This is a genomic window from Blautia faecis, assembly GCF_020554845.1.
In the GTDB taxonomy this organism is placed as follows: domain Bacteria; phylum Bacillota; class Clostridia; order Lachnospirales; family Lachnospiraceae; genus Blautia_A; species Blautia_A faecis.
The window spans coordinates 1-21,571 of record NZ_JAJCIA010000024.1 but is presented as its reverse complement, the minus strand read 5'-3'; the positions used below and the strand labels follow the sequence as shown (position 1 = coordinate 21,571).

At 43.5% G+C, this 21,571-nt stretch carries 21 protein-coding genes and 1 riboswitch; of the genes, 18 read left to right on the top strand and 3 right to left on the bottom strand.

Features of this window, described 5'->3' with window-relative positions; translation table 11 throughout:
- Positions 1-339 precede the first annotated feature (339 nt).
- Complete coding sequence (locus tag LIZ66_RS12290; protein ID WP_195379234.1) at positions 340-669, top strand: hypothetical protein; 330 nt, start codon at positions 340-342, stop codon at positions 667-669.
- A 64-nt stretch (positions 670-733) separates the two neighbouring features.
- Here LIZ66_RS12290 and LIZ66_RS12285 read toward each other — a convergent pair whose 3' ends face one another.
- Positions 734-1,414: a GTP pyrophosphokinase gene (locus LIZ66_RS12285; protein ID WP_148461332.1), complete on the bottom strand. Its 681-nt coding sequence runs from the start codon at positions 1,412-1,414 to the stop codon at positions 734-736.
- A 283-nt stretch (positions 1,415-1,697) separates the two neighbouring features.
- Here LIZ66_RS12285 and LIZ66_RS12280 point away from each other — a divergent pair, with 283 nt between their 5' ends.
- From LIZ66_RS12280 to phoU, 5 genes are all read left to right on the top strand, one after another.
- Positions 1,698-2,558, top strand: coding sequence for a substrate-binding domain-containing protein (locus tag LIZ66_RS12280; RefSeq protein WP_148461213.1), 861 nt, complete (start codon positions 1,698-1,700; stop codon positions 2,556-2,558).
- Between the two features lie 177 nt (positions 2,559-2,735).
- Positions 2,736-3,590, top strand: coding sequence for a phosphate ABC transporter permease subunit PstC (gene pstC / locus LIZ66_RS12275; RefSeq protein WP_148461214.1), 855 nt, complete (start codon positions 2,736-2,738; stop codon positions 3,588-3,590).
- Positions 3,583-4,440: a phosphate ABC transporter permease PstA gene (gene pstA / locus LIZ66_RS12270; RefSeq protein ID WP_226837952.1), complete on the top strand. Its 858-nt coding sequence runs from the start codon at positions 3,583-3,585 to the stop codon at positions 4,438-4,440. The genes pstC and pstA overlap by 8 nt, the downstream gene beginning before the upstream one ends.
- 176 nt (positions 4,441-4,616) lie before the next feature.
- Positions 4,617-5,366 (top strand): phosphate ABC transporter ATP-binding protein PstB, encoded by a 750-nt coding sequence (pstB, locus tag LIZ66_RS12265; protein WP_148461216.1) that lies wholly within the window; start codon positions 4,617-4,619, stop codon positions 5,364-5,366.
- Between the two features lies 1 nt (position 5,367).
- Complete coding sequence (phoU, locus tag LIZ66_RS12260; RefSeq protein ID WP_227201114.1) at positions 5,368-6,048, top strand: phosphate signaling complex protein PhoU; 681 nt, start codon at positions 5,368-5,370, stop codon at positions 6,046-6,048.
- Here phoU and LIZ66_RS20050 read toward each other — a convergent pair.
- Positions 6,029-6,076: a hypothetical protein gene (locus LIZ66_RS20050; protein ID WP_408611541.1), complete on the bottom strand. Its 48-nt coding sequence runs from the start codon at positions 6,074-6,076 to the stop codon at positions 6,029-6,031. The genes phoU and LIZ66_RS20050 overlap by 20 nt on opposite strands.
- Here LIZ66_RS20050 and LIZ66_RS20045 point away from each other — a divergent pair.
- Positions 6,072-6,209: a DUF6783 domain-containing protein gene (locus LIZ66_RS20045; protein ID WP_408611540.1), complete on the top strand. Its 138-nt coding sequence runs from the start codon at positions 6,072-6,074 to the stop codon at positions 6,207-6,209. The genes LIZ66_RS20050 and LIZ66_RS20045 overlap by 5 nt on opposite strands.
- Positions 6,210-6,271: 62 nt before the next feature.
- On the opposite strand, the gene LIZ66_RS12255 is transcribed toward LIZ66_RS20045, so the two are convergent.
- The gene (locus LIZ66_RS12255) at positions 6,272-7,681 is read right to left on the bottom strand and encodes an alanine/glycine:cation symporter family protein (RefSeq protein WP_148461218.1); all 1,410 of its coding nucleotides are present in this window, start codon (positions 7,679-7,681) and stop codon (positions 6,272-6,274) included.
- Positions 7,682-7,683: 2 nt separating this feature from the next.
- Positions 7,684-7,793, bottom strand: a riboswitch (glycine riboswitch).
- Between the two features lie 796 nt (positions 7,794-8,589).
- Between LIZ66_RS12255 and LIZ66_RS12250 the strand changes: the two genes are divergently transcribed.
- The 11 genes from LIZ66_RS12250 to clpB all read left to right on the top strand — a co-directional run bounded on the left by LIZ66_RS12250 (position 8,590) and on the right by clpB (position 21,514).
- Positions 8,590-10,056 carry an aminotransferase class I/II-fold pyridoxal phosphate-dependent enzyme gene (locus LIZ66_RS12250; RefSeq protein WP_148461333.1) on the top strand — a complete coding sequence of 489 codons (1,467 nt, stop codon included), beginning with the start codon at positions 8,590-8,592 and terminating at the stop codon, positions 10,054-10,056.
- A 112-nt stretch (positions 10,057-10,168) separates the two neighbouring features.
- Complete coding sequence (speE, locus tag LIZ66_RS12245) at positions 10,169-11,023, top strand: polyamine aminopropyltransferase (RefSeq protein WP_148461219.1); 855 nt, start codon at positions 10,169-10,171, stop codon at positions 11,021-11,023.
- A gap of 3 nt (positions 11,024-11,026) precedes the next feature.
- Positions 11,027-11,884, top strand: coding sequence for an agmatinase (speB, locus tag LIZ66_RS12240; RefSeq protein ID WP_227201113.1), 858 nt, complete (start codon positions 11,027-11,029; stop codon positions 11,882-11,884).
- A 41-nt stretch (positions 11,885-11,925) separates the two neighbouring features.
- Positions 11,926-13,185: a saccharopine dehydrogenase family protein gene (locus tag LIZ66_RS12235; protein ID WP_195476996.1), complete on the top strand. Its 1,260-nt coding sequence runs from the start codon at positions 11,926-11,928 to the stop codon at positions 13,183-13,185.
- Positions 13,185-14,399 carry a carboxynorspermidine decarboxylase gene (locus LIZ66_RS12230; protein WP_227201112.1) on the top strand — a complete coding sequence of 405 codons (1,215 nt, stop codon included), beginning with the start codon at positions 13,185-13,187 and terminating at the stop codon, positions 14,397-14,399. The genes LIZ66_RS12235 and LIZ66_RS12230 overlap by 1 nt, the downstream gene beginning before the upstream one ends.
- Before the next feature lie 216 nt (positions 14,400-14,615).
- On the top strand, positions 14,616-15,983 hold the full coding sequence (locus LIZ66_RS12225) for an MATE family efflux transporter (protein WP_227201111.1): 1,368 nt from the start codon (positions 14,616-14,618) through the stop codon (positions 15,981-15,983).
- 13 nt (positions 15,984-15,996) lie between these two features.
- Positions 15,997-16,584 carry a cytidylate kinase-like family protein gene (locus LIZ66_RS12220; RefSeq protein ID WP_195409359.1) on the top strand — a complete coding sequence of 196 codons (588 nt, stop codon included), beginning with the start codon at positions 15,997-15,999 and terminating at the stop codon, positions 16,582-16,584.
- Positions 16,585-16,896: 312 nt separating this feature from the next.
- Positions 16,897-17,604 (top strand): class I SAM-dependent methyltransferase, encoded by a 708-nt coding sequence (locus tag LIZ66_RS12215; protein WP_330382763.1) that lies wholly within the window; start codon positions 16,897-16,899, stop codon positions 17,602-17,604.
- On the top strand, positions 17,601-18,401 hold the full coding sequence (locus LIZ66_RS12210; protein WP_195409358.1) for a class I SAM-dependent methyltransferase: 801 nt from the start codon (positions 17,601-17,603) through the stop codon (positions 18,399-18,401). Before LIZ66_RS12215 ends, LIZ66_RS12210 begins: the two co-directional genes overlap by 4 nt.
- A gap of 26 nt (positions 18,402-18,427) precedes the next feature.
- Positions 18,428-18,679 (top strand): hypothetical protein, encoded by a 252-nt coding sequence (locus tag LIZ66_RS12205; protein ID WP_227201110.1) that lies wholly within the window; start codon positions 18,428-18,430, stop codon positions 18,677-18,679.
- A gap of 252 nt (positions 18,680-18,931) precedes the next feature.
- The gene (gene clpB, locus LIZ66_RS12200) at positions 18,932-21,514 is read left to right on the top strand and encodes an ATP-dependent chaperone ClpB (protein ID WP_227201109.1); all 2,583 of its coding nucleotides are present in this window, start codon (positions 18,932-18,934) and stop codon (positions 21,512-21,514) included.
- The last annotated feature ends 57 nt before the right edge of the window (positions 21,515-21,571 follow it).

Below are 21,571 nucleotides of genomic sequence, written 5' to 3'. Positions count from 1 at the left end.
ACTTTCTTGGCAATGATAGATTGGCAAAAAACAATAAAGTTGCGGGATACCAACTACTTCACCCCACCCTCGTTGTTGTCGTTACTGTTTCTTTCTTCCCTTTCCAGTAACCAGCGATTTTGCAATGTATATTCGCAAGCCGCGCATTTTAGGAGCGGTTTTAGTGGAGGCGAGATCCATGACTTACGGAGACTTAGGCGCGAAGGCTCTCCTGAGCGTCTTAGTCGTAGTTAGTCATTAGCTTGCCGGAACGTTGCGACGCGCGGCGGTGAATATACATTGTGAAATCGCGTCCGGAATAACGACCAACACATTAAATAGCAAAACAGGAGGTTCTACATGGGAAAAAGAAAAAAAGAAGAATTGCCCGATTACACAGTAGCCAATATGGATGTGGATGGTATGCCCTGGAATTCCAGAAGACCATGGCAGATATTTCCTGGAGATCCATCCAGACGCAGAAAAGAATTTGATGTAAAAGTGCCGGAACCGGGAATGGAAAATGAAGTGACGGATAATCTGAGCGCTTTTCAGAATCCGCCGATGACGAAGGAAGAAAGAAGAGGAATCATCTGGCTTTCGCTAAAGGCGTCACTGACTGTGGGACTGATCTTTGGCGGTGCGGCATTTTTGTTTATTTTATTCTGTGTATTCGTGTGGCTTAAATAAAAAAAGAGAACAGCGGTTTTACCTGTGAAAGTGAGCATTTCACAGGTAGAGCCGCTGTTTTTTATTAGATATCATGAAACATTCCGATTTTATTCTTAATTTTTTGCATTTCGTTATCCGTTTCGATTACTGCCTGAGCCGAGCGGAGCAGTTCTTCACTGATCTCTGCATATCCTGGCAGGTCCTCGATTCCCTTCTTGTAGCGGAGCTGATGCTCCAATGTAGCCCAGAAGTCCATGCCGTTGGTACGGATCTGAAGTTCTACTCTCATAGGTGTTTTCCCCTTGGAGAAGAATACAGGAATCTCTACTATCATATGATAACTACGATAACCATTTGGCTTCGGATTCTTGATATAATCCTTGATTTTAATAACTTTAATATCATCCTGTCCGGCAATCAGATTGGCCACTGTATAAATATCGTCAATGAAAGCACAGACCACCCGGACACCAGCCACGTCATTTAATTGTTCCTGAATATTCTCCGCTGTAAAATCATATCCCAGCTTCTGCAGTTTCCGGTAAATGCTCTCCGGTTTCTTTATCCTTGTCTTAATAAAAGAAATAGGATTTCTCTTATACTCCACGGAAAATTCATCATCCAGAACCTCCAGCTTGGTCTGTACCTCCCGGATGGCACATCTATACATCATCATCAGATCATTAAACTTTGCTGCATTTTTGATAAAACGCTGCGGATCTGGCGTATCCAGCCAGGGCGCATTCTTTTCTACTTCGTTCATGGCAAATCCTTTCATTTTTAACATACAGATTATTCTGCATGAAGAATTTTATATAGTCTTATTATATAAGAAAAACGCTGTGGAAGCAACGGATAAACCCTTAGAAATATCCAGTGAAGGAAAAGAAAATATTGTTAAAAAACATATAAAATACCGCTGCCATATTTTACTGCGATTTTACTTTTAAAAGCTAGTGCATTTTACATCCAAACATTAAGATACAACTGTAATCGCGAGAGAGATAAAAACATTAGGACCGCGAAGAAAAGGAGAATTTAAAACTATGAAAAAAGGTTTAGCAGTAGCAATGGCGGCATTATTAGGAGTAGCAACAATGGGAACAACAGTTATGGCAGCAGCTTCCGGAGATATTACAATCTGTTCAAGAGAAGACGGATCCGGTACAAGAGGCGCATTTATCGAACTGTTTGGAATTGAAGAAAAAGATGCAGATGGAAATAAAGTAGACAATACAACTGAGGCAGCAAAGATCACAAACAGCACATCCGTTATGTTAAGCACAGTAGCTCAGGATGAGAACGCAATCGGATATGTATCCCTTGGCTCCCTGGATGACAGCGTAACAGCAGTAAAGATCGATGGTGCAGAGGCAACAGCAGAGAGCATCGAGTCTGGTGATTACAAGGTGGTTCGTCCATTCAATATTGCAACAAAAGATGATGTCAGCGAAGCAGCACAGGATTTCATCACATACATCATGAGCGCAGACGGACAGCAGATCATTGAAGACAACGGATACATCTCAGTAGGCGACAAACCTGCATATGAAGCAGCTGACGTAGAAGGAAAAGTTGTAGTAGCTGGATCCTCTTCTGTAACACCAGTTATGGAGAAACTTGCTGAAGGCTACAAGGCAGTAAATAACAAAGTTGATATTGAGGTTCAGCAGAGCGATTCTACAACTGGTATGACATCTGCAATCGACGGACTCTGCGATATCGGTATGGCATCCCGTGATTTGAAAGACAGCGAGCTTGAGGCTGGTCTTACCGCAACTGTTATCGCAAAAGATGGTATCGCTGTAATCGTAAACAACGACAGCGGTGTTGAGGAACTTACCAGTGAGCAGGTAAAAGATGTTTACACAGGCAACATCACAACCTGGGAAGACCTTACAAAATAATAAGAAATAAAGTTACTGTTCACAAAAAAACACCTTGCGGAACGCTATCAGTGAATAGTAAAGAAATAAAGTACCTTTACAGTTACGAAACATGAAACAGAAATAAGGAATCCTGCAAAGCCGGTCAAAAGCTTTGCAGGATCCAAATTTTCCGAATAAAAAAGGAACTTACTTTATATGAAATCGATCAATGAAACTGTAATGAAATTTGTATTCCTTGCAGCGGCCTGTACCTCCGTATTAGCCGTTGCATTAATCTGCATTTTCCTGTTTGCAAACGGAATACCGGCAATGGCGAAGATTGGTCTGCCAGATTTTCTGTTTGGAATGAAGTGGAAGCCATCCAATGGACTGTATGGAATTTTTCCATTCATTCTGGGAAGTATTTATGTAACAGCAGGGGCAATTGTGGTGGGAGTTCCAACAGCCCTTCTGCTTGCAATCTTCCTTGCATTTTATTGTCCGAAAAAGCTGTATGCACCATTAAAGGCAATGGTAAACCTCCTTGCAGGAATCCCATCTGTTGTTTATGGATTTTTCGGTTTGACAGTGTTTGTCCCGCTGCTTCGACAGCTTACCGGTCATGATGGAAGTACCATGCTGACAGCTTCTGTACTTCTTGGAATTATGATCCTTCCAACGGTAACCGGCGTTGCAGAACCAGCCTTAAAAAGTGTTCCCACAAGTTATTATGAAGGGGCACTGGCACTTGGAGCAACCCACGAAAAAAGTGTATTTGGCACTGTTTTTCCGGCTGCAAAATCAGGTGTATTAGCTGGTGTGGTTCTTGGAATCGGACGAGCCATTGGTGAGACGATGGCAGTGATCATGGTAGCTGGAAACCAGACCTGGATGCCACAGGGGCTTTTCAAAGGACTTCGAACCATGACCGCAAATATTGTAATTGAAATGGGCTATGCAACCGATCTTCACAGGGAAGCGCTGATTGCTACAGGTGTTGTACTTTTCGTATTCATCCTGATTATCAACCTGTGTGTATCAGCCCTGAAAAGGAGAGCAGAAGATGAGTAAAAATAAATTATCTTATTGGAAAAATCATCCTGGTTCTGCCATCCTGAGGCTCCTGGTATGGTTATCTGCAATTATTACAGTGGCAGTTATGGCGTTTCTTGTTGGTTTTATTCTGATAAAAGGTGTTGGAAATCTGACACCAGACTTGTTTGCACTGGAATATAATTCTGACAATGCATCTTTAATGCCGGCACTGATCAACACCTTGATCATCACCCTGTTATCTCTGGTGATCGCAGTGCCATTTGGAATTTTTGCAGCAATTTATCTGGTTGAATATGCGAAAAAAGGAAGTAAGTTGGTTAAGATCATCCGTATTACAACAGAGACTCTTCAGGGAATTCCATCCATTATCTTCGGTCTGTTCGGTCTTCTGTTTTTCAGTACTGCTCTCCATTGGGGATATTCCCTTCTGGCGGGAGCTATGACATTGGTGATTATGATCCTTCCGCTGATCATCCGTACTACAGAGGAGGCACTTATGGGTGTCCCGGATGCGTACAGAGAAGCTTCCTTTGGCCTTGGGGCAGGAAAGCTCCGCACCGTGTTTAAAGTGGTGCTTCCAAGTGCAATTCCTGGAATCCTTTCCGGTGTGGTACTTGCGACAGGACGTATTGTTGGTGAGACTGCAGCCCTGATTTATACTGCCGGTGCTGTGGCGAAGGTTCCATCCAGTCTGATGGGATCCGGACGTACCCTGGCAGTTCATATGTATGTGCTTTCCAGTGAGGGACTTTACATGGAGCAGGCTTATGCCACAGCGGTTATTCTGCTGATCTTCGTACTTGTGCTGAACTGGGTATCCGGTTTCTGTGCAAAGCATTTAAGCAAAGCCACAAACGGACAGTAAGTGCCACAGGTGTTGCTAATGTATGCAGTTGTGGCAGCGCAATAGGCGAGAAACAACTAACTTTCATATATGATAATATTGCCAGCAGGCGATACGTCAGCTTGATAAAAATTCACACTCAGCAGAGTTGTTTAGAAAATGCAATAGAACTAAAAATTTCTGCAGCAAGGAGAATTATGGGTAAAATAGATGTAAAAAACATGGATCTGTACTACAGCAGCTTCCATGCCTTGAAAAATATTAATCTGGAGATTCCGGAAAAGAAGATTACCGCGTTCATTGGTCCAAGCGGCTGCGGAAAATCCACATTGCTGAAATCCTTAAACCGTATGAACGATCTTGTGGAAGGCTGCAAGATCACAGGCGATATTTGTCTGGACGGTGAGGATATTTATGGTGATATTGATGTAAACCTTCTTAGAAAACGTGTTGGGATGGTTTTCCAGAAACCAAATCCTTTTCCAATGAGCATTTATGATAACATTGCATATGGACCTCGTACTCATGGAATTCATTCCAAGGAAAAACTGGACGATATCGTAGAGCGTGCTCTTCGAAATGCTTCTATCTGGGATGAGGTAAAAGACAGGTTGAAAAAGAGCGCCCTGGGTATGTCTGGCGGACAGCAGCAGAGACTTTGCATTGCAAGAGCTCTTGCAGTAGAGCCGGAGGTACTTCTTATGGATGAGCCTACCTCTGCACTTGATCCAATTTCCACATCTCACATTGAGGATCTGGCGTTGGAATTAAAAGACCGTTACACCATCGTGATCGTAACTCACAATATGCAGCAGGCAGCCCGTATTTCTGACAAGACTGCATTTTTTCTGCTGGGTGAGATTATTGAATACAACGATACTACAGAACTGTTTTCCAGACCACAGAACAAGAAAACAGAAGAATATATTACAGGGAGGTTTGGTTGATATGAGAGATGTGTATACCGCAAAGCTCTCCAGGCTTTCAGATGAGATCCTGGAAATGGGAAATCTGTACGGTCAGGCTATCATGAAGACCTGTCAGCTTCTGGCAAGCGTGGAGGTCCGTGAGGCTGCCACAAAGGAGATTGGAAGAATTGAGAAGGAGATTGACGACAAAGAGCATAATATTGAGGCTCTGTGCATGCAGCTTCTTCTGAAACAGCAGCCGGTTGGTACTGATCTTCGTAAAATTTCCGCAGCACTTAAGATGGTAACAGATATGGAGCGAATCGGCGACCAGGCTACTGATATTGCGGAGATTCTGAACACAGGCAGCGTTCATGTGCCGGTAACAGCTATCCCACTTCAGGAAATGGCAGATTATGCCATGCATATGGTAAATGACAGCGTTACCGCTTATGTAGAGGGAAAAAGTGACCTGGCAAAAAAGGTGATCAGCAGTGATGATATTCTGGATAATCTTTTCGATAAAGTAAGAAATGCGTTGGACCAGAACACCATGGACTTTTCCAGTGACGAGGTTCTTGATCTTCTGATGATCTCCAAATACTATGAGCGAATCGGCGACCACGCCACCAACATCGGAGAGTGGGCAGAGTTTTCTGTAGACGGAATCCACAGAAACGGAGACAGCATCAGCGATCTGTTTAATCCGGATTCCTTATAATAAGATTAGAGCGTGTTTGAAAAATCATTCCCACAAATTGTGACGCACATCTTGCAGAAAGCCTTTTTCAAATACGCTCTGGAACAAAGACAGGGGCAAACATGTTTTGCCTCTTTTTAGCAGGAAAGTTACATATAAAAGAACCTTGTCTGACTGGCTAAAAGCATCGTATCAGACAAGGCTCTATGTTTTTCAGGAGAGGAATTCTTTCTTTACTTTTATTTTATTCGTAATTTTTATGTTTTTTAAAGAAATCCTTTGTTTCCTTTACGACTACACCGCTTAAAGCAAGCAGCGCGATCAGGTTCGGGAAGGCCATCAGGGCATTGAAGATATCTGCAATGTTCCAGACAGCAGCAACAGTCATGTACGGTCCGAAGAAGACGCAGATGATATATAACCAACGGTAAGTCTTTACTGCAGTCATGTTGCGGTTGAAAAGGTATTCCAGGCAGCGCTCACCGTAATAATCCCATCCAAGGATGGTTGTGAATGCGAAGAATACCAGGCACAGCATAAGAGCAAAGGAAGCAAACTGTGCAGGGAATGGAAGTCCCTTCTGGAAAGCAGCAGTAGTAATCGCAACACCCTCAAGTCCTGTATTCCAGGTCTCAGTAATGACAATGGAAAGACCTGTCATGGTACAAATTACAATGGTATCAATAAAAGTACCGGTCATGGAAACAAGTCCCTGACGAACCGGTTCCTTTGTCTGAGCGGCAGCAGCAGCAATAGGAGCGCTACCAAGACCAGATTCGTTTGAGAAAATACCGCGGGCAATACCTTTCTGCATTGCCACAACCATGGTTCCCATGGCACCGCCTGCAAGGGCACTTCCGTTGAAGGCTGTTTTTACAATTGTAGCGATGGCACCAGGAACTGCAGTAATATTTGTGATCACAATGATCAGTGCAAGTGCAACATAAAGAACCGCCATAAATGGAACGATGATCTGGGAAACCTTTGCAATACGCTGAATACCGCCAAGAACTACAAGTCCTACACATAAGGTAAGAATCAGGCAGGCAATTACAGTTGCCCAGGAGTATGTATTTCCAAAAAGGGAAACGGTGTGTACAGTATCCGGGTCAAAGAAGTTCTTTACTGCAGAAGCAATACCGTTTACCTGAGTAAAGGTACCAATTCCGAAAAGTCCGACCCCGGCTCCGAAGAATGCAAAAATCTTTGCAAGCCATCTCCACTGTTTTCCCATACCATTCTCAATATAATAAAATGGTCCGCCAAGAACGTGTCCGTCCTTGTCGATGGTACGGTATTTGATGGCCAGAAGGCCTTCTGCGTATTTGGTTGCCATTCCGAAGAATGCAGCAACGATCATCCAGAACAAGGCTCCAGGTCCGCCTGCTGCGATAGCTGTGGCAACACCTACAATATTACCAGTTCCGATGGTTGCGGACAAAGCTGTGCAGAGCGCACCAAAGCTTGTGACTTCACCTTCGCCGCCTTCTTCATTTTTTACCATGAATTTCAGTGCTTTTCCAAGATGTCTTACCTGTAAAAAGCCTAACCGAACGGTTAAAAGGAATCCTGTGACCAGGATCAGAATGATTAACGGAAGTCCCCAGACTACTCCGTCAAACCAGGTGATAAAGTTGTTGATTTGTGTAAACATGTTCTCTTTCCTCCATCCTTTTGCCTGAGAGATTAACAGCATTACAAATGCTGCGTACACCTTCGGCGCTCTTCCATAAATTTTTTTGAAGAGACTCTCCTGAGTTACGAAAAACCTGCCTATACATTTTTTATAAAATGTACGAGCATGACGGTCATTCGTACTGTGTAGAAACACACTAACACACAGAATATCATATACGATCATAAATTTCAATGAAAATGTTAGAAAAATATTTTGTTTTGACAAGAAAAATATTTGCCTTTACTTCATTGCAGTACAGGAGCGTGTTTGGAAAATCATTTCTGCAATCTGCTGGTATTATAAAATGAAACAGTTGACATGCATTTTCATATGTGCTATGCTTATGAAGATTTTGAAAGACAAAGAAAGAGTCTTTTCAAAGCAATTATTTTGGATCACTCCATTTGGGGTTAAGGCCATACGGACAGCCGGGTCCACTGCCGCTGATGGTAACTTTGGTTGCCTTATTGATTGAGTTAGAAGCTCAAATTTTATAAGTTGGTTCCTTTGATAACCACTATGCGCCTGATGCGCAGACTTGTGAAACGGTCAATAAGAGTAGTAAAAGTATGATTGCTATATAGACTCTGACATATATCATCCGGATTTCTATTTTATGTAAATACGAGGATTTCTATATTTATTATAAGTCAATGGAGATAGAATCGGGAAGAATGATCCAAGCAGGTTTGCGGTTTTAAGGCAGCCTGCTTTTTTTATGTAATAGAAAATTACGTTGGAATTTCCTATTATATAAAAAGCTCTGCCGGGTAGAATTCCACTGCAGCGGAAGAGCAGATGGCGCTGGAGACGCCCATTTGCAGGCGGAGAATCCTGCAAACAGGATTCTTTATACAGACAAAGGAACTGGAAATGGAGACGCAATGAACAGAACTCGTTTTAAACTGGACCAGAATCGTGCACCAATTCACGAGGCTCTGGAAAATTTCCGGCGCATGAGGGTGGTACCCTTCGATGTGCCAGGACATAAAAGAGGAAGAGGAAATCCGGAGCTTACTGAGTTTTTGGGGCAGAAATGTGTAGGCGTGGATGTAAACAGCATGAAGCCGCTTGATAATCTCTGTCATCCTGTATCTGTGATCCGGGAGGCAGAAGAACTGGCAGCAGATGCTTTTGGAGCAGCTCACGCCTTTCTCATGGTTGGCGGAACTACAAGCTCCGTACAGACCATGGTGTTAACAGCCTGTAAGAGGGGAGACGAGATCATTCTTCCCCGCAATGTTCACAGAAGTGTGCTGAATGCGCTGGTTCTGTGCGGAGCAATTCCGGTTTATGTGAATCCGGAAGTAGATCAGAGACTTGGAATCTCTCTTGGAATGCGCCGTGAACAGGTGGCAAAGGCAATTAAGGAGCATCCCAATGCAGTGGCTGTGCTGGTAAACAATCCCACCTATTATGGAATTTGCAGTGATCTTCGTGCAATTGTGCGGATGGCTCATGAAGCAGGAATGCTGTGTCTGGCAGATGAAGCCCATGGGACTCATTTTTATTTTGGAGGAGGTCTGCCGGTTTCGGCAATGGCAGCTGGTGCAGATATGGCATCTGTATCTATGCATAAAAGCGGTGGAAGCCTGACCCAGTCCAGCCTTCTTCTGACTGGACCTGACGTCCATGCCGGCTATGTCCGTCAGATTATCAACCTGACCCAGACTACCTCCGGAAGCTATCTTCTGATGTCAAGTCTTGACATTTCCCGGCGAAATCTTGCACAGCGCGGACGTCAGATTTTCCACCAGGTAGCAGATATGGCAGAATATGCAAGGGAAGAGATTAACGCCATTGGCGGCTATTACGCATTTGGAAAAGAACTGGTGAATGGAGATTCGGTTTTTGATTTTGACATTACGAAATTAAGTGTACATACCCTGGATATCGGACTTGCAGGAATTGAGGTTTACGACATTCTGAGAGATGAATATGATATTCAGATCGAATTTGGTGATATCGGAAATATTCTGGCTTATCTGTCAATTGGAGACCGTGCCCAGGAAGTAGAGCGGCTGGTAAGTGCCCTTGCGGAAATCCGCAGGCGTTTCCAGAAGGATAAATCAGGATTGCTGGATCAGGAATATATTGATCCCCAGGTAGTAACAAGCCCTCAGGAAGCGTTTTATGCAGAAAAATGTAGCCTTCCTCTCCGGGAAACGGAAGGAAAGGTATGCAGTGAATTTGTAATGTGTTATCCCCCGGGAATTCCAATTCTGGCTCCAGGAGAGCGGATCACCCCGGAAATCCTGGATTACATTGAATATGCCAAGGCAAAAGGATGCAACATGACAGGTCCGGAAGATCCGGATATATTACGGTTAAATGTGCTGGAGCATGTTTGAAGTTACTGTGAACGGAGTGAACAGTAACTGTTTGAAAAAGGCTGTCTGCAAATTGTGACACACATCTTGCAGGAATAATTTTAAAACAAACTCTGGCAGGGAGGTAAAGAAAATGGAAATGTGGTTTTCGGAATTTCATACACCGGATGTGAAGCATAGTATCCGGGTAAACCGTCAGCTCTACTCAAGGCAGAGCGACTATCAGCGAATTGATATTTTTGAGACACCGGAATTTGGCAGGGTTCTTACACTGGATGGCAATGTAATGCTCACGGAACGTGACGAATTTATTTATGACGAAATGATTACCCATGTACCTATGGCTGTTCACAAAGAAGCCAGGGATATTCTTGTAATCGGAGCAGGAGACGGCGGAGTTGTACGTGAACTGACAAGATATGACCGTGTCCGTCATATTGATCTGGTAGAGATGGATCCCATGGTAGTGGAAGCCTGCCGTGCCTATCTTCCGGGAAATGCCTGCAGGCTTGATGACAGGAGAGTGCATCTTCATTACGAAAATGCATTGAAATTTATCCGACGCTGTGAAAATAAATATGACCTTATCATCGTGGATTCTTCCGATCCTTTTGGTCCTTCGGAAGGCTTGTTTACCCGAGAATTTTATGGAAACTGTTATAATGCGCTGAAAGAGGATGGAATCATGGTCAATCAGCAGGGAAGTCCTTTTTATTCTGAGGACGCCCATGCCATGCAGCGCAGTCACAAAAGAATTGCCAGTACGTTCCAGATCAGTCGTGTTTATCAGGCACATATTCCTACCTTTGCTGCCGGCTACTGGCTGTTTGGTTTTGCAAGCAAAAAGTACCATCCGGTGGATGATCTGGATCCGGAGGCATGGAACGCCCTGAATCTTCGCACCCGTTACTATACCACAAGGCTTCACAGAGGCGCCTTTTATCTTCCGGCTTTTCTGGAGGAAATGCTTCAGGAGGTGGAGGACTGATTTATGATTTTACCAAATATTGAGAATTTTATCGGCTGTGACAGCAACTTTGAGGAAGCAGGAATTGTTCTTTACGGAGCGCCCTTTGATTCTACCACAAGCTTTCGACCTGGAGCCAGGTTCGGTCCTTCTGCTATTCGTCATGAAAGCTTTGGACTGGAAACCTACAGCCCTTATCAGGACCGCGACCTTACAGATATTCAGGTATTTGACAGTGGAGATCTGGAGCTTTGCTTCGGCAGCAGTGAAATGGCACTTGCGGATATACAGAATCGTGCCTGGGAAATTCTGGAAGCAGGAAAGATACCCTTGCTTTTAGGCGGCGAGCATCTGGTGACACTGGCGGCTGTAAAAGCCGCAGTCAGAAAATATCCAGGGCTTCATATTATTCATTTTGATGCCCACGCAGATTTAAGGGATGATTATCTTGGTGCTCGTTTAAGCCATGCGTGTGTCATTCGCAGATGCCATGATATTCTGGGAGATGGACGGATCCATCAGTTTTGCATCCGAAGTGGGGAAAGAGAAGAATTCCGGTTTGCAAAGGAACATACAGATTTTCATCCCTTTACCTTTGAAGGCTTGGAAGAGACCATACAGGAATTGGACAGAGAGCAGGTTCCAGTATATTTTACCATTGATCTGGATTGCCTGGATCCATCCGTATTTCCGGGAACCGGTACACCGGAGGCGGGAGGTGTAAGCTTCCTTGAGCTTCTTGCGGCTATCCGGAAGGTATCAGGATTAAATATTGTGGGAGCGGATGTCAATGAGCTGGCACCTATGCTGGATCCAAGCGGTGTTTCCACAGCCACAGCATGCAAGGTGGTCAGGGAACTGCTGCTGGCAGTGGCGAAATAAAAACAGCGCGATAGTGAATTATAAAAAAGGAGATAAAAAATATGAGCAGAGTACTTGTAATCGGCTGCGGCGGAGTAGCCAGTGTAGCAATCCAGAAATGCTGTCAGGCAGATGAGGTATTTACAGAACTGTGTATTGCAAGCAGGACAAAAGAAAAATGTGATGCCCTTGCCCGGAAGCTGGAGGGAAAAACAAAAACAGTTGTTACCACAGCAAAGGTAGATGCAGATGATGTAAACCAGCTGATCCAGCTGATCAACAGTTACAAACCGGATCTGGTAATGAACATTGCACTTCCATACCAGGATCTGACAATTATGGATGCCTGTCTGGCATGTGGCGTAAACTATATGGATACGGCAAATTATGAGCCGGAAGATACCGATGATCCGGAATGGCGTGCTATTTACGAAAAACGCTGTAAGGAAGCTGGATTTTCCGCATATTTTGATTATTCCTGGCAGTGGGCATACCGGAAGAAATTTGAAGAGGCAGGACTTACTGCACTTCTTGGCTGCGGCTTTGACCCGGGCGTTACACAGGCATACTGTGCATATGCATTAAAGCATGAGTTTGACCAGATTGATACCATTGATATTCTGGACTGCAACGGAGGAGACCATGGATATGCATTTGCAACCAACTTTAACCCGGAGATCAACCTTCGTGAGGTAAGCGCTCCTGGAAGCTACTGGGAGAATGGACATTGGGTGGAAATTCCTCCGATGGCCATTAAGCGGGAATATGATTTTGACCAGGTTGGCGATAAGGATATGTATCTTCTTCATCACGAGGAAATCGAGTCCCTTGCCCAGACAATTCCGGGAGTAAAGAGAATTCGTTTCTTTATGACTTTTGGACAGAGCTATCTGGATCACATGCGCTGTCTGGAGGATGTGGGAATGCTTTCTACTACTCCGATCAACTATAACGGACAGGAAATTGTTCCCATCCAGTTTTTGAAGGCTCTTCTTCCGGATCCGGCAAGCCTTGGTCCCCGTACCAAAGGTAAAACCAATATTGGCTGTATTTTCACCGGAGTAAAGGATGGACAGGAGAAAACCTACTATATCTATAATGTTTGTGACCATCAGGAATGCTATAAGGAGGTTGGAAGCCAGGCAATCAGCTACACGACAGGCGTTCCAGCCATGTGTGGGGCATTAATGATGCTTACCGGAAAATGGATTCGTCCAGGAGTGTATACAGTAGAAGAATTTGACCCGGATCCATTCCTGGAGGCACTTGACAAATACGGACTTCCACGCAGTGAAAATCATAATCCGGAGCTGGTTGATTAATGGAAAAAACAGATACAAGACCACCCTTTGCAGCATCCGGCGGAATTATTCCGCTGGAATTCCGGAAAATCAAGACGCCTTGTTATGTTCTTGACGAAACAGCGCTTATAAAAAATGCAGAATTAATGGGAAAGATCGCCGAAAGAACTGGATGTAAAATGCTCCTGGCGCAGAAGGCTTTCAGCAATTATGACTGCTATCACCTTTTGGAGCCATATCTGGCTGGAACAGAAGCAAGTGGACTGTACGAAGCAAGGCTTGGCGCCCAGGAGATGCCAGGAAAAGAGGTACATGTTTTTTGTGCCGGATACCGTGAGGATGAATTTGAGGAGCTGCTTTGCTTTGCAGATCATATAGTGTTTAACTCACCCTCCCAGCTTCTTCGATTTGGAAAAAGAGCGAAGCAGGCCGGGAAAAGTGTAGGGCTCAGGATCAATCCGGAATGCTCTACCCAGGAAGGACATGCAATTTATGATCCCTGTGCCCCAGGCAGTCGTATGGGTACTACAAGAGCACAGTGGGAGGCTGCTGTGAAAATGCATCCGGATCTGACCGGATTATTGGATGGTATTCACTTTCACACCCTTTGCGAGCAGGATTCCTCTGATCTGGAAACTACTCTTGCAGCGGTAAAGGTGAAATTCGGAGATCTGATTTCTAAGGTAAAATGGCTGAACCTGGGAGGAGGACATCATATTACAAGACCAGGTTATGATATTGCACGGCTTGAAAAGTGCATTGAGGCGGCAAAGGAAGAATGGAAGGTGGATATTTACCTGGAGCCTGGAGAGGCATGGGCTTTAAATGCCGGTTTCTTTCTGACAACTGTGCTGGATGTGCTGCAAAATGGTGATACCCGGCTTGCAATTTTGGACGGAAGTGCTGCATGTCATATGCCAGACGTTCTGGAAATGCCTTACCGTCCGCCCCTTCTTGGAGCAGGGGAGTCAGGAGAGAATGCTGTTACAGTCCGTCTTGGAGGACCAACCTGTCTGTCCGGGGATGTTATAGGAGATTACAGCTTCCAAAAGCCTTTGACATACGGAAATCTTCTCATGTTTGGTGATATGGCCATATATACAACCTGCAAAAACAATACCTTTAACGGAATGCCCCTGCCTGATATCTGGCTGCGGCATGGTGATAAAACCATGGAACGTCTGACTGATTTCGGTTACGAGGATTTTAAAGGCAGACTTGGACATCGCAGGTGATCATAAAAAATCTGTTTGACTTTTTGAAAAACAGGCAATATAATTAAATCAAACGAGTAGCAGGTAAGCGTAAATCCAGTTTACAAGCTACTCGTTTTTTATTTTACCAAAATTGAATATCGCCATGAAAAAGTGTGTAGCCTGTCAGCGTAAGTCCAGCTTATATGACAGGGTGCGCGCTTTTTTTGTGCAGAAAAAGAGAGGAGTTAAAACAAAATGGCGAAAAGCAACAAGATGAAGGAGATGCCGGTGAATAAGCTGATGGTCCAGATGGGAATTCCGATGATCTTATCCATGGCATTGCAGGCAGTCTATAACATTGTAGACAGCGCATTTGTAGGAAATATGAGAGTGGGCAGTGAATCAGCACTAAATGCACTGACTTTGGTATTCCCGGTTCAGATGCTTATGGTGGCAGTAGGAATTGGAACAGGTGTAGGAACCAATGCACTTCTTGCAAGGACACTGGGACAGGGAAACCGTAAAAAAGCTGCAAAGGTAGCAGGAAACAGTCTGTTCCTGGGTGTGATCATTTATGTGGTTTGTTTATTATTTGGCATCTTTGGAGTGAGAGCATATATTTCATCTCAGACAGTAGATGCAGAAGTACTTGAGATGGGAGTCAGTTATCTGCGGATATGTTGTGTGATTTCTTTTGGAATCATCTTCTTTTCTTTGTTTGAAAAGCTGTTACAGGCCACAGGACGCTCTCTTTATTCTACAATCGGTCAGGTGGTTGGAGCAGTTATAAATATCATCCTTGATCCGATCATGATCTATGGGATTGGACCTTGCCCGGAAATGGGAGTGAAAGGTGCAGCCTACGCAACTGTAATTGGACAGGTAGCATCCGCAGTATTACTGCTTATCTTTCATATCAAATTAGATAAGGAATTTGAGCATGGGGCAAAATACATGAAGCCGGATGGCAGAATTATCAAGGAAATCTATGCGATCGGACTTCCGGCGATTATCGCTCAGGCGCTGATGTCTATTATGGTTTATGTGATGAATCTGATCCTGAAGTTCAATCCGTCAGCACAGACAGCTTATGGATTGTTCTATAAAGTTCAGCAGTTTGTTCTCTTCCTTGCATTTGGTCTGCGAGATGCAATCACTCCGATCATTGCATTTGCTTATGGAATGAGAAGCAAAAAGAGAATCCAGGATGGAATCAAATATGGTCTGATCTACACTATTGCATTAATGATTATTGGAATTGCAATTACGGAGATTTTCCCTGGAGCATTTGCAACGCTGTTTAATGCAGGACAGTCAAGAGAATATTTTATCGGCGCGATGAGAGTGATCTCGGTAAGTTTCCTGTTTGCCGGAATCAATGTTGCTTATCAGGGCATTTACCAGGCACTGGACGGTGGTGTGGAATCATTGGTTATTTCACTTTTGAGACAGCTTATTATCATCCTGCCGTTGGCGGGAATCTTTTCCCTGTTTGTAAGAAATGGTCAGGTGGGCGTTTCACTGATCTGGTGGGCATTTCCGATTACAGAAGTAATTGCATGCCTGGTAGGCTATGTATTTTTAAAGAGGATTAGAAAAAACAAAGTTGATACTTTGCGTTAAGGATGAACTGAAAATGGTAAAAAGAATCATTACAATCAGCAGAGAATTTGGAAGTGGTGTACGTTTTATCGGAGAAGAAGTCGCGAAGAAGCTGGGAATTGCCTATTATGATAAAAATGTTATTAATGAAATTGCAGAAAAGTCCGGATTATCGCCAGAATACATTCAGGAAAATGCAGAATTATCTCCGAAAAAAGGGATGTTTGCATATGCACTTGCTGGACGTGACATCACAGGAAGATCTGTGGAGGATATGGTACATGAGGCGCAGAGAAAAGTTATTTTAGAACTAGCCGAGAAGGCCCCTTGCGTGATCATTGGAAGAAATGCAGACTATATCCTGAAAGACCGTGATGATGTGCTAAATGTATTTATTCATGGAAATATGCCTGAGAAAACACAGAGGATCATTCGCTTATATAATGTAGATGAGAAGAAAGCTGTGAAAATGATGGCCGATACAGATAAAAGACGTATGACAAATTATAACTTTTACACGGAGCATAAATGGGGAAAGGCCAGTAATTATACGTTGTGTCTGAACAGTTCACAGCTTGGATATGACAGATGTGAGAAGATCATTATGGAATGCATTAAATAACAGGAGGTTTATACTGTTTACTACAAATTGCTGTTGGTTCCAGGGCAGGAATATTAGACGAAATAGTCAGTGAGGTTTCTATGGCGATTTCCATTTTTCGCTATGGATGGAAAAATATGGATTCTTCTGAAACTGAGACATAATAACAAAAACTGGTTGATAAACCAGATAAAAGTGATATACTGAATGCAGAAAAGAAACCGTGTGGGATTCCAATTTTGTTTTCACACGGTTTTTTAGAAAACATGAGTTAGATACAACTAATATGCATGATAACAATTTATTGGGAAATGTAAAAGAGTACAGATTTCTATGAGAATATTGATTTATGGTGCAGGTGTGATTGGAGAAAAAAGCATGAAAAACGAAGAATACAAAAAATTATCAATCAACGAGTTTACAAAAGCAGCAGGAAGATATGAAAGTAACCATGCTGGTATTTACGAAATGTGCAAGAAGGATTATCCGGATATTCTGGAAGAATTAGAGAAGGAGCCATTTAGAGATTTATTGGATGCAGGCTGCGGACCTGCTCCGATGATTTCTTTATTATCAGAAAAATATCCAGACCGGCATTATACAGGACTGGATCTGACTCCTGCGATGATTGAACAGGCAAAAAAGAAAGATATTCCAAATGCAATATTTGTTGTGGGAGACTGTGAGAATTTTCCTTTTGAAAACGATTCATTTGATGCAATTATTTGTTCTATGAGCTTCCATCACTATCCAAATCCACAGGCATTTTTTGACAGTGTGAAAAGATGTCTTCGCCCAAATGGAAGATTGATTCTGAGAGATGTGACCAGTGACAATAAAGTATTGGTATGGCTGATGAATACACTGGAAATGCCTCTGGCAAATATATGCGGACACGGAGATGTCCAGGTACCAACAAGAGATATGGTCATGAAGTGCTGCAGAAAAGCAGGGTTAAAAGTAGAAAAATTTGAAATCCGTAAAGGTATGAGGATGCATTGTGTTGTGAGAAAGCCTAAGGGAGAAGGCGACAGGCAATGAAAGAAAAAGTGAATGTGACAGGTGTGCCGGAAACGATGGTACAGACTTTGTATGCAAGAGCAAAAGAAACAAAAAAGCAAAATGCCAAAATCAAGGATGAGATTGCAGTAGAACTTGTGGAGAAGCTGGACTATAACTTTTCCAAAGCAGATAAGGATAAAGCCATGAATTATGGCGTAATTGCGAGAACAATCGTATTAGACCGGATGGTTAAGCAATATCTGGAGAAGCATGCAAATACAGTTGTTATAAATATTGCATGTGGACTGGATACCAGATGTTATCGGATGGAGAGAAAATATCTGCACTGGTACAATGTGGATCTGCCAGAAACGATGAAGATAAGGAGTCAGTTCCTTACCGAAACTGGTCCGGTATATCAGATTGCAAAGTCTGCAATGGATGAATCCTATGTAGATGATATCGATTATCATGGTGAGAATGTTCTGGTAATAATCGAAGGTCTTACAATGTATTTGTGTGAAAAGGATATTAGAAAAATGTTTTCTATTATTGAGAAATCATTCCAGAAAGTAACCGTAATGGTTGAAACCATGTCCCCTTTTGTTGTGAAACATGTGAAAGAAAAATCTATAGAGGGGAGCAATGCAAAATTCACATGGGGAGTTAAGAATGGAAAGGAACTGCAAAGAATCATACCGGCATTTTCTGTTCGACAGGAAGTCAGTCTGATTGAAGGAATGAAAGAGCTTATGCCAATTTATCATGTGATAGGAAAGTTTCCAATCGTTCGGAACATCTCAAATAAAATAATAGTTATGGAGAAACGTGGCTGATATTATACAAGCAGGAGATGATATAGATGATGAAAAGACATTTTAATGTGAAATCAGATGGATTTTATGGTGCATACTGGAAATGCAAAACAGGTTCAGACTGTGCAATGATTGCAATGATCGGGGATGATCCGGAGGATTATCTGGCGCGTACATCCGTGAAATGGTTACATAAACTCGGTGTGAATGTGATGACAATGTCACCTGGAAAAAAGGATTATGGACATTTGGTACAGGGCGGAACAAAACGAAAATCAAATTGGAAAATTATAAGGTAGGAGGACAGCGTGGATACAGACAAAATAATACAAGATTTAAACCGCTATTTTGCATGGCTCGTAGCGTTCACACAATCTCCACAAAATAATTAGCACTCACCTCTTGACAGTGCTAACAATCGGTGCTATATTAATAACCGTAATAAGGAAATCATTATAAATGTTTATAAATGCGCAGCCCCTGCGAGTTACTTTTTTAAAGAGCCGCGGAAGCTGCGCTTTATATTAATATCAGCTGAAGGAGGAGAGCCTATGAACATCAGCAAATTTACGCAGAAATCCGTACAGGCTGTTCAGGATCTGGAGAAGGTTGCTTACGAATATGGCAACCAGGAAATCGAACAGGAGCATCTGTTATATACCCTCCTAACACAGGAAGACAGCCTGATTCTCAAACTGATTGAGAAGATGGAAATAAATAAAGAATATTTTCTGAACACAGTGAAGAACGCTCTGGATGCAAAAGTCAAAGTATCTGGCGGCGAACTCCGGTTTGGACAATATCTGAATAAGGCACTTGTAAATGCAGAAGACGAAGCTAAGGCAATGGGAGATGAATACGTATCCGTAGAGCATCTTTTCCTGGCCCTGCTGAAATATCCAAGCCCTAGTATGAAGAAAATCTGGAGCGAATTTGGCATTACAAAAGAGCGCTTCCTGCAGGCACTTTCCACAGTACGTGGAAACCAGCGTGTAGTAAGCGACAATCCGGAAGCCACTTATGATACTTTAAATAAATATGGCGAAGATCTTGTGGAAAAGGCAAGAAGCCAGAAGCTGGATCCGGTCATCGGACGTGACAGTGAGATCCGGAATGTGATCCGTATTCTTTCCCGTAAGACCAAGAACAACCCGGTTCTCATCGGTGAACCTGGTGTTGGTAAAACAGCCGCTGTGGAAGGTCTTGCACAGCGAATTGTAGCAGGAGATGTTCCAGAAACACTGAAGGATAAGAAAATTTTTGCCCTGGATATGGGTGCACTGGTAGCAGGTGCCAAATACCGTGGTGAATTTGAGGAACGTCTGAAAGCGGTTCTTGAAGAGGTAAAAAAGAGCGAAGGTCAGATCATCCTGTTTATTGATGAGCTTCATCTGATCGTAGGTGCAGGTAAGACGGATGGCGCAATGGATGCCAGCAATATGCTGAAACCAATGCTTGCCCGTGGTGAGCTTCACTGCATCGGTGCTACCACACTGGATGAGTATCGTCAGTATATTGAGAAAGACGCTGCCCTGGAACGTCGTTTCCAGCCGGTTATGGTGGATGAGCCAACTGTGGAAGATACCATTTCTATCCTTCGTGGTCTGAGAGAACGTTACGAAGTATTCCATGGTGTTAAAATCACAGACAGCGCCCTTGTTGCAGCTGCAACACTTTCACATCGTTATATTACAGACCGTTTTCTTCCGGATAAGGCAATTGACCTGGTAGATGAGGCCTGTGCCCTGATCAAGACAGAGCTGGATTCCATGCCGACAGAGCTGGATGAGCAGCGCCGTAAAATCGATCAGATGAAAATGGAAGAGTTGTCTCTGAAGAAGGAGACCGATAATTTAAGTAAAGAGCGTCTGGAAGAACTTCAGAAGGAACTTGCGGAAATGCAGGATTCCTTTAACACCCAGAAGGCTCAGTGGGAGAACGAGAAACATTCTGTAGAGAAGCTTCAGAAGCTTCGTGAACAGATTGAGGATATGAACAAACAGATTCAGATCGCAAGACAGAACTATGATCTGGAGAAAGCTTCCGAACTGCAGTATGGCGAGCTGCCGAAATTACAGCAGCAGCTGGAAATCGAAGAACGCAACACAAAAGAGAGTGACAGAAGCCTTGTCCATGAAGTAGTAACAGACGATGAAATCGCAAGGATCATTTCCCGCTGGACCGGCATTCCGGTAGCCAGACTGACAGAAGGTGAGCGCGCGAAACTGCTTCATCTGGAGGATGAGCTTCATAAACGTGTCATCGGTCAGGATGAAGGTGTACGCCGTGTAACCGATGCCATCCTTCGCTCCAAAGCAGGAATCAAAGATCCGACCAAACCAATCGGTTCTTTCCTGTTCCTTGGACCAACCGGTGTTGGTAAAACAGAGCTTGCCAAAACCCTTGCACAGACTCTTTTCGATGATGAGCAGAATATGGTTCGAATCGATATGAGTGAGTACATGGAGAAATACTCTGTATCCAGACTGATCGGAGCGCCTCCGGGATATGTTGGATACGAGGAAGGCGGACAGCTTACAGAGGCTGTTCGTCGGAAACCGTACAGCGTTGTACTCTTCGATGAGATTGAGAAGGCACATCCGGATGTATTCAATGTACTTCTGCAGGTACTGGATGATGGTCGTATTACCGATTCCCAGGGACGTACTGTAGACTTCAAGAATACAATCCTGATCATGACCTCCAATATCGGATCTCCTTATCTGCTGGATGGTATTGATGAAAATGGTGAGATCAAGGAGGAAGCCCAGAAAGAGGTTATGGATGATCTGCGCGGACATTTCCGTCCAGAATTCCTGAACCGTCTGGATGAGATCATTCTGTTTAAGCCATTGACAAAAGATAATATTGGTAGTATCGTTGATCTGATGGTAAAAGAGCTGAATGACCGGCTTGCCGACCAGGAGCTTTCCCTTGAACTGACAAATGCAGCCAAGAAGGATGTCATTGACAATGGTTACGATCCTGTCTACGGTGCAAGACCTCTGAAGCGTTATCTTCAGAAATATGTAGAGACACTGACTGCCAGGAAGATCCTTTCAGGTGAAGTCCATACCGGCGATACACTGGTACTGGATGTGGAGAATGGAGAGTATGTGGTTAAAGTGAAGTAAAGGTTACTGTTCACTGGTAACGTTCCGCGAGGCGTTTTTTGTGAACAAAGTTCACAG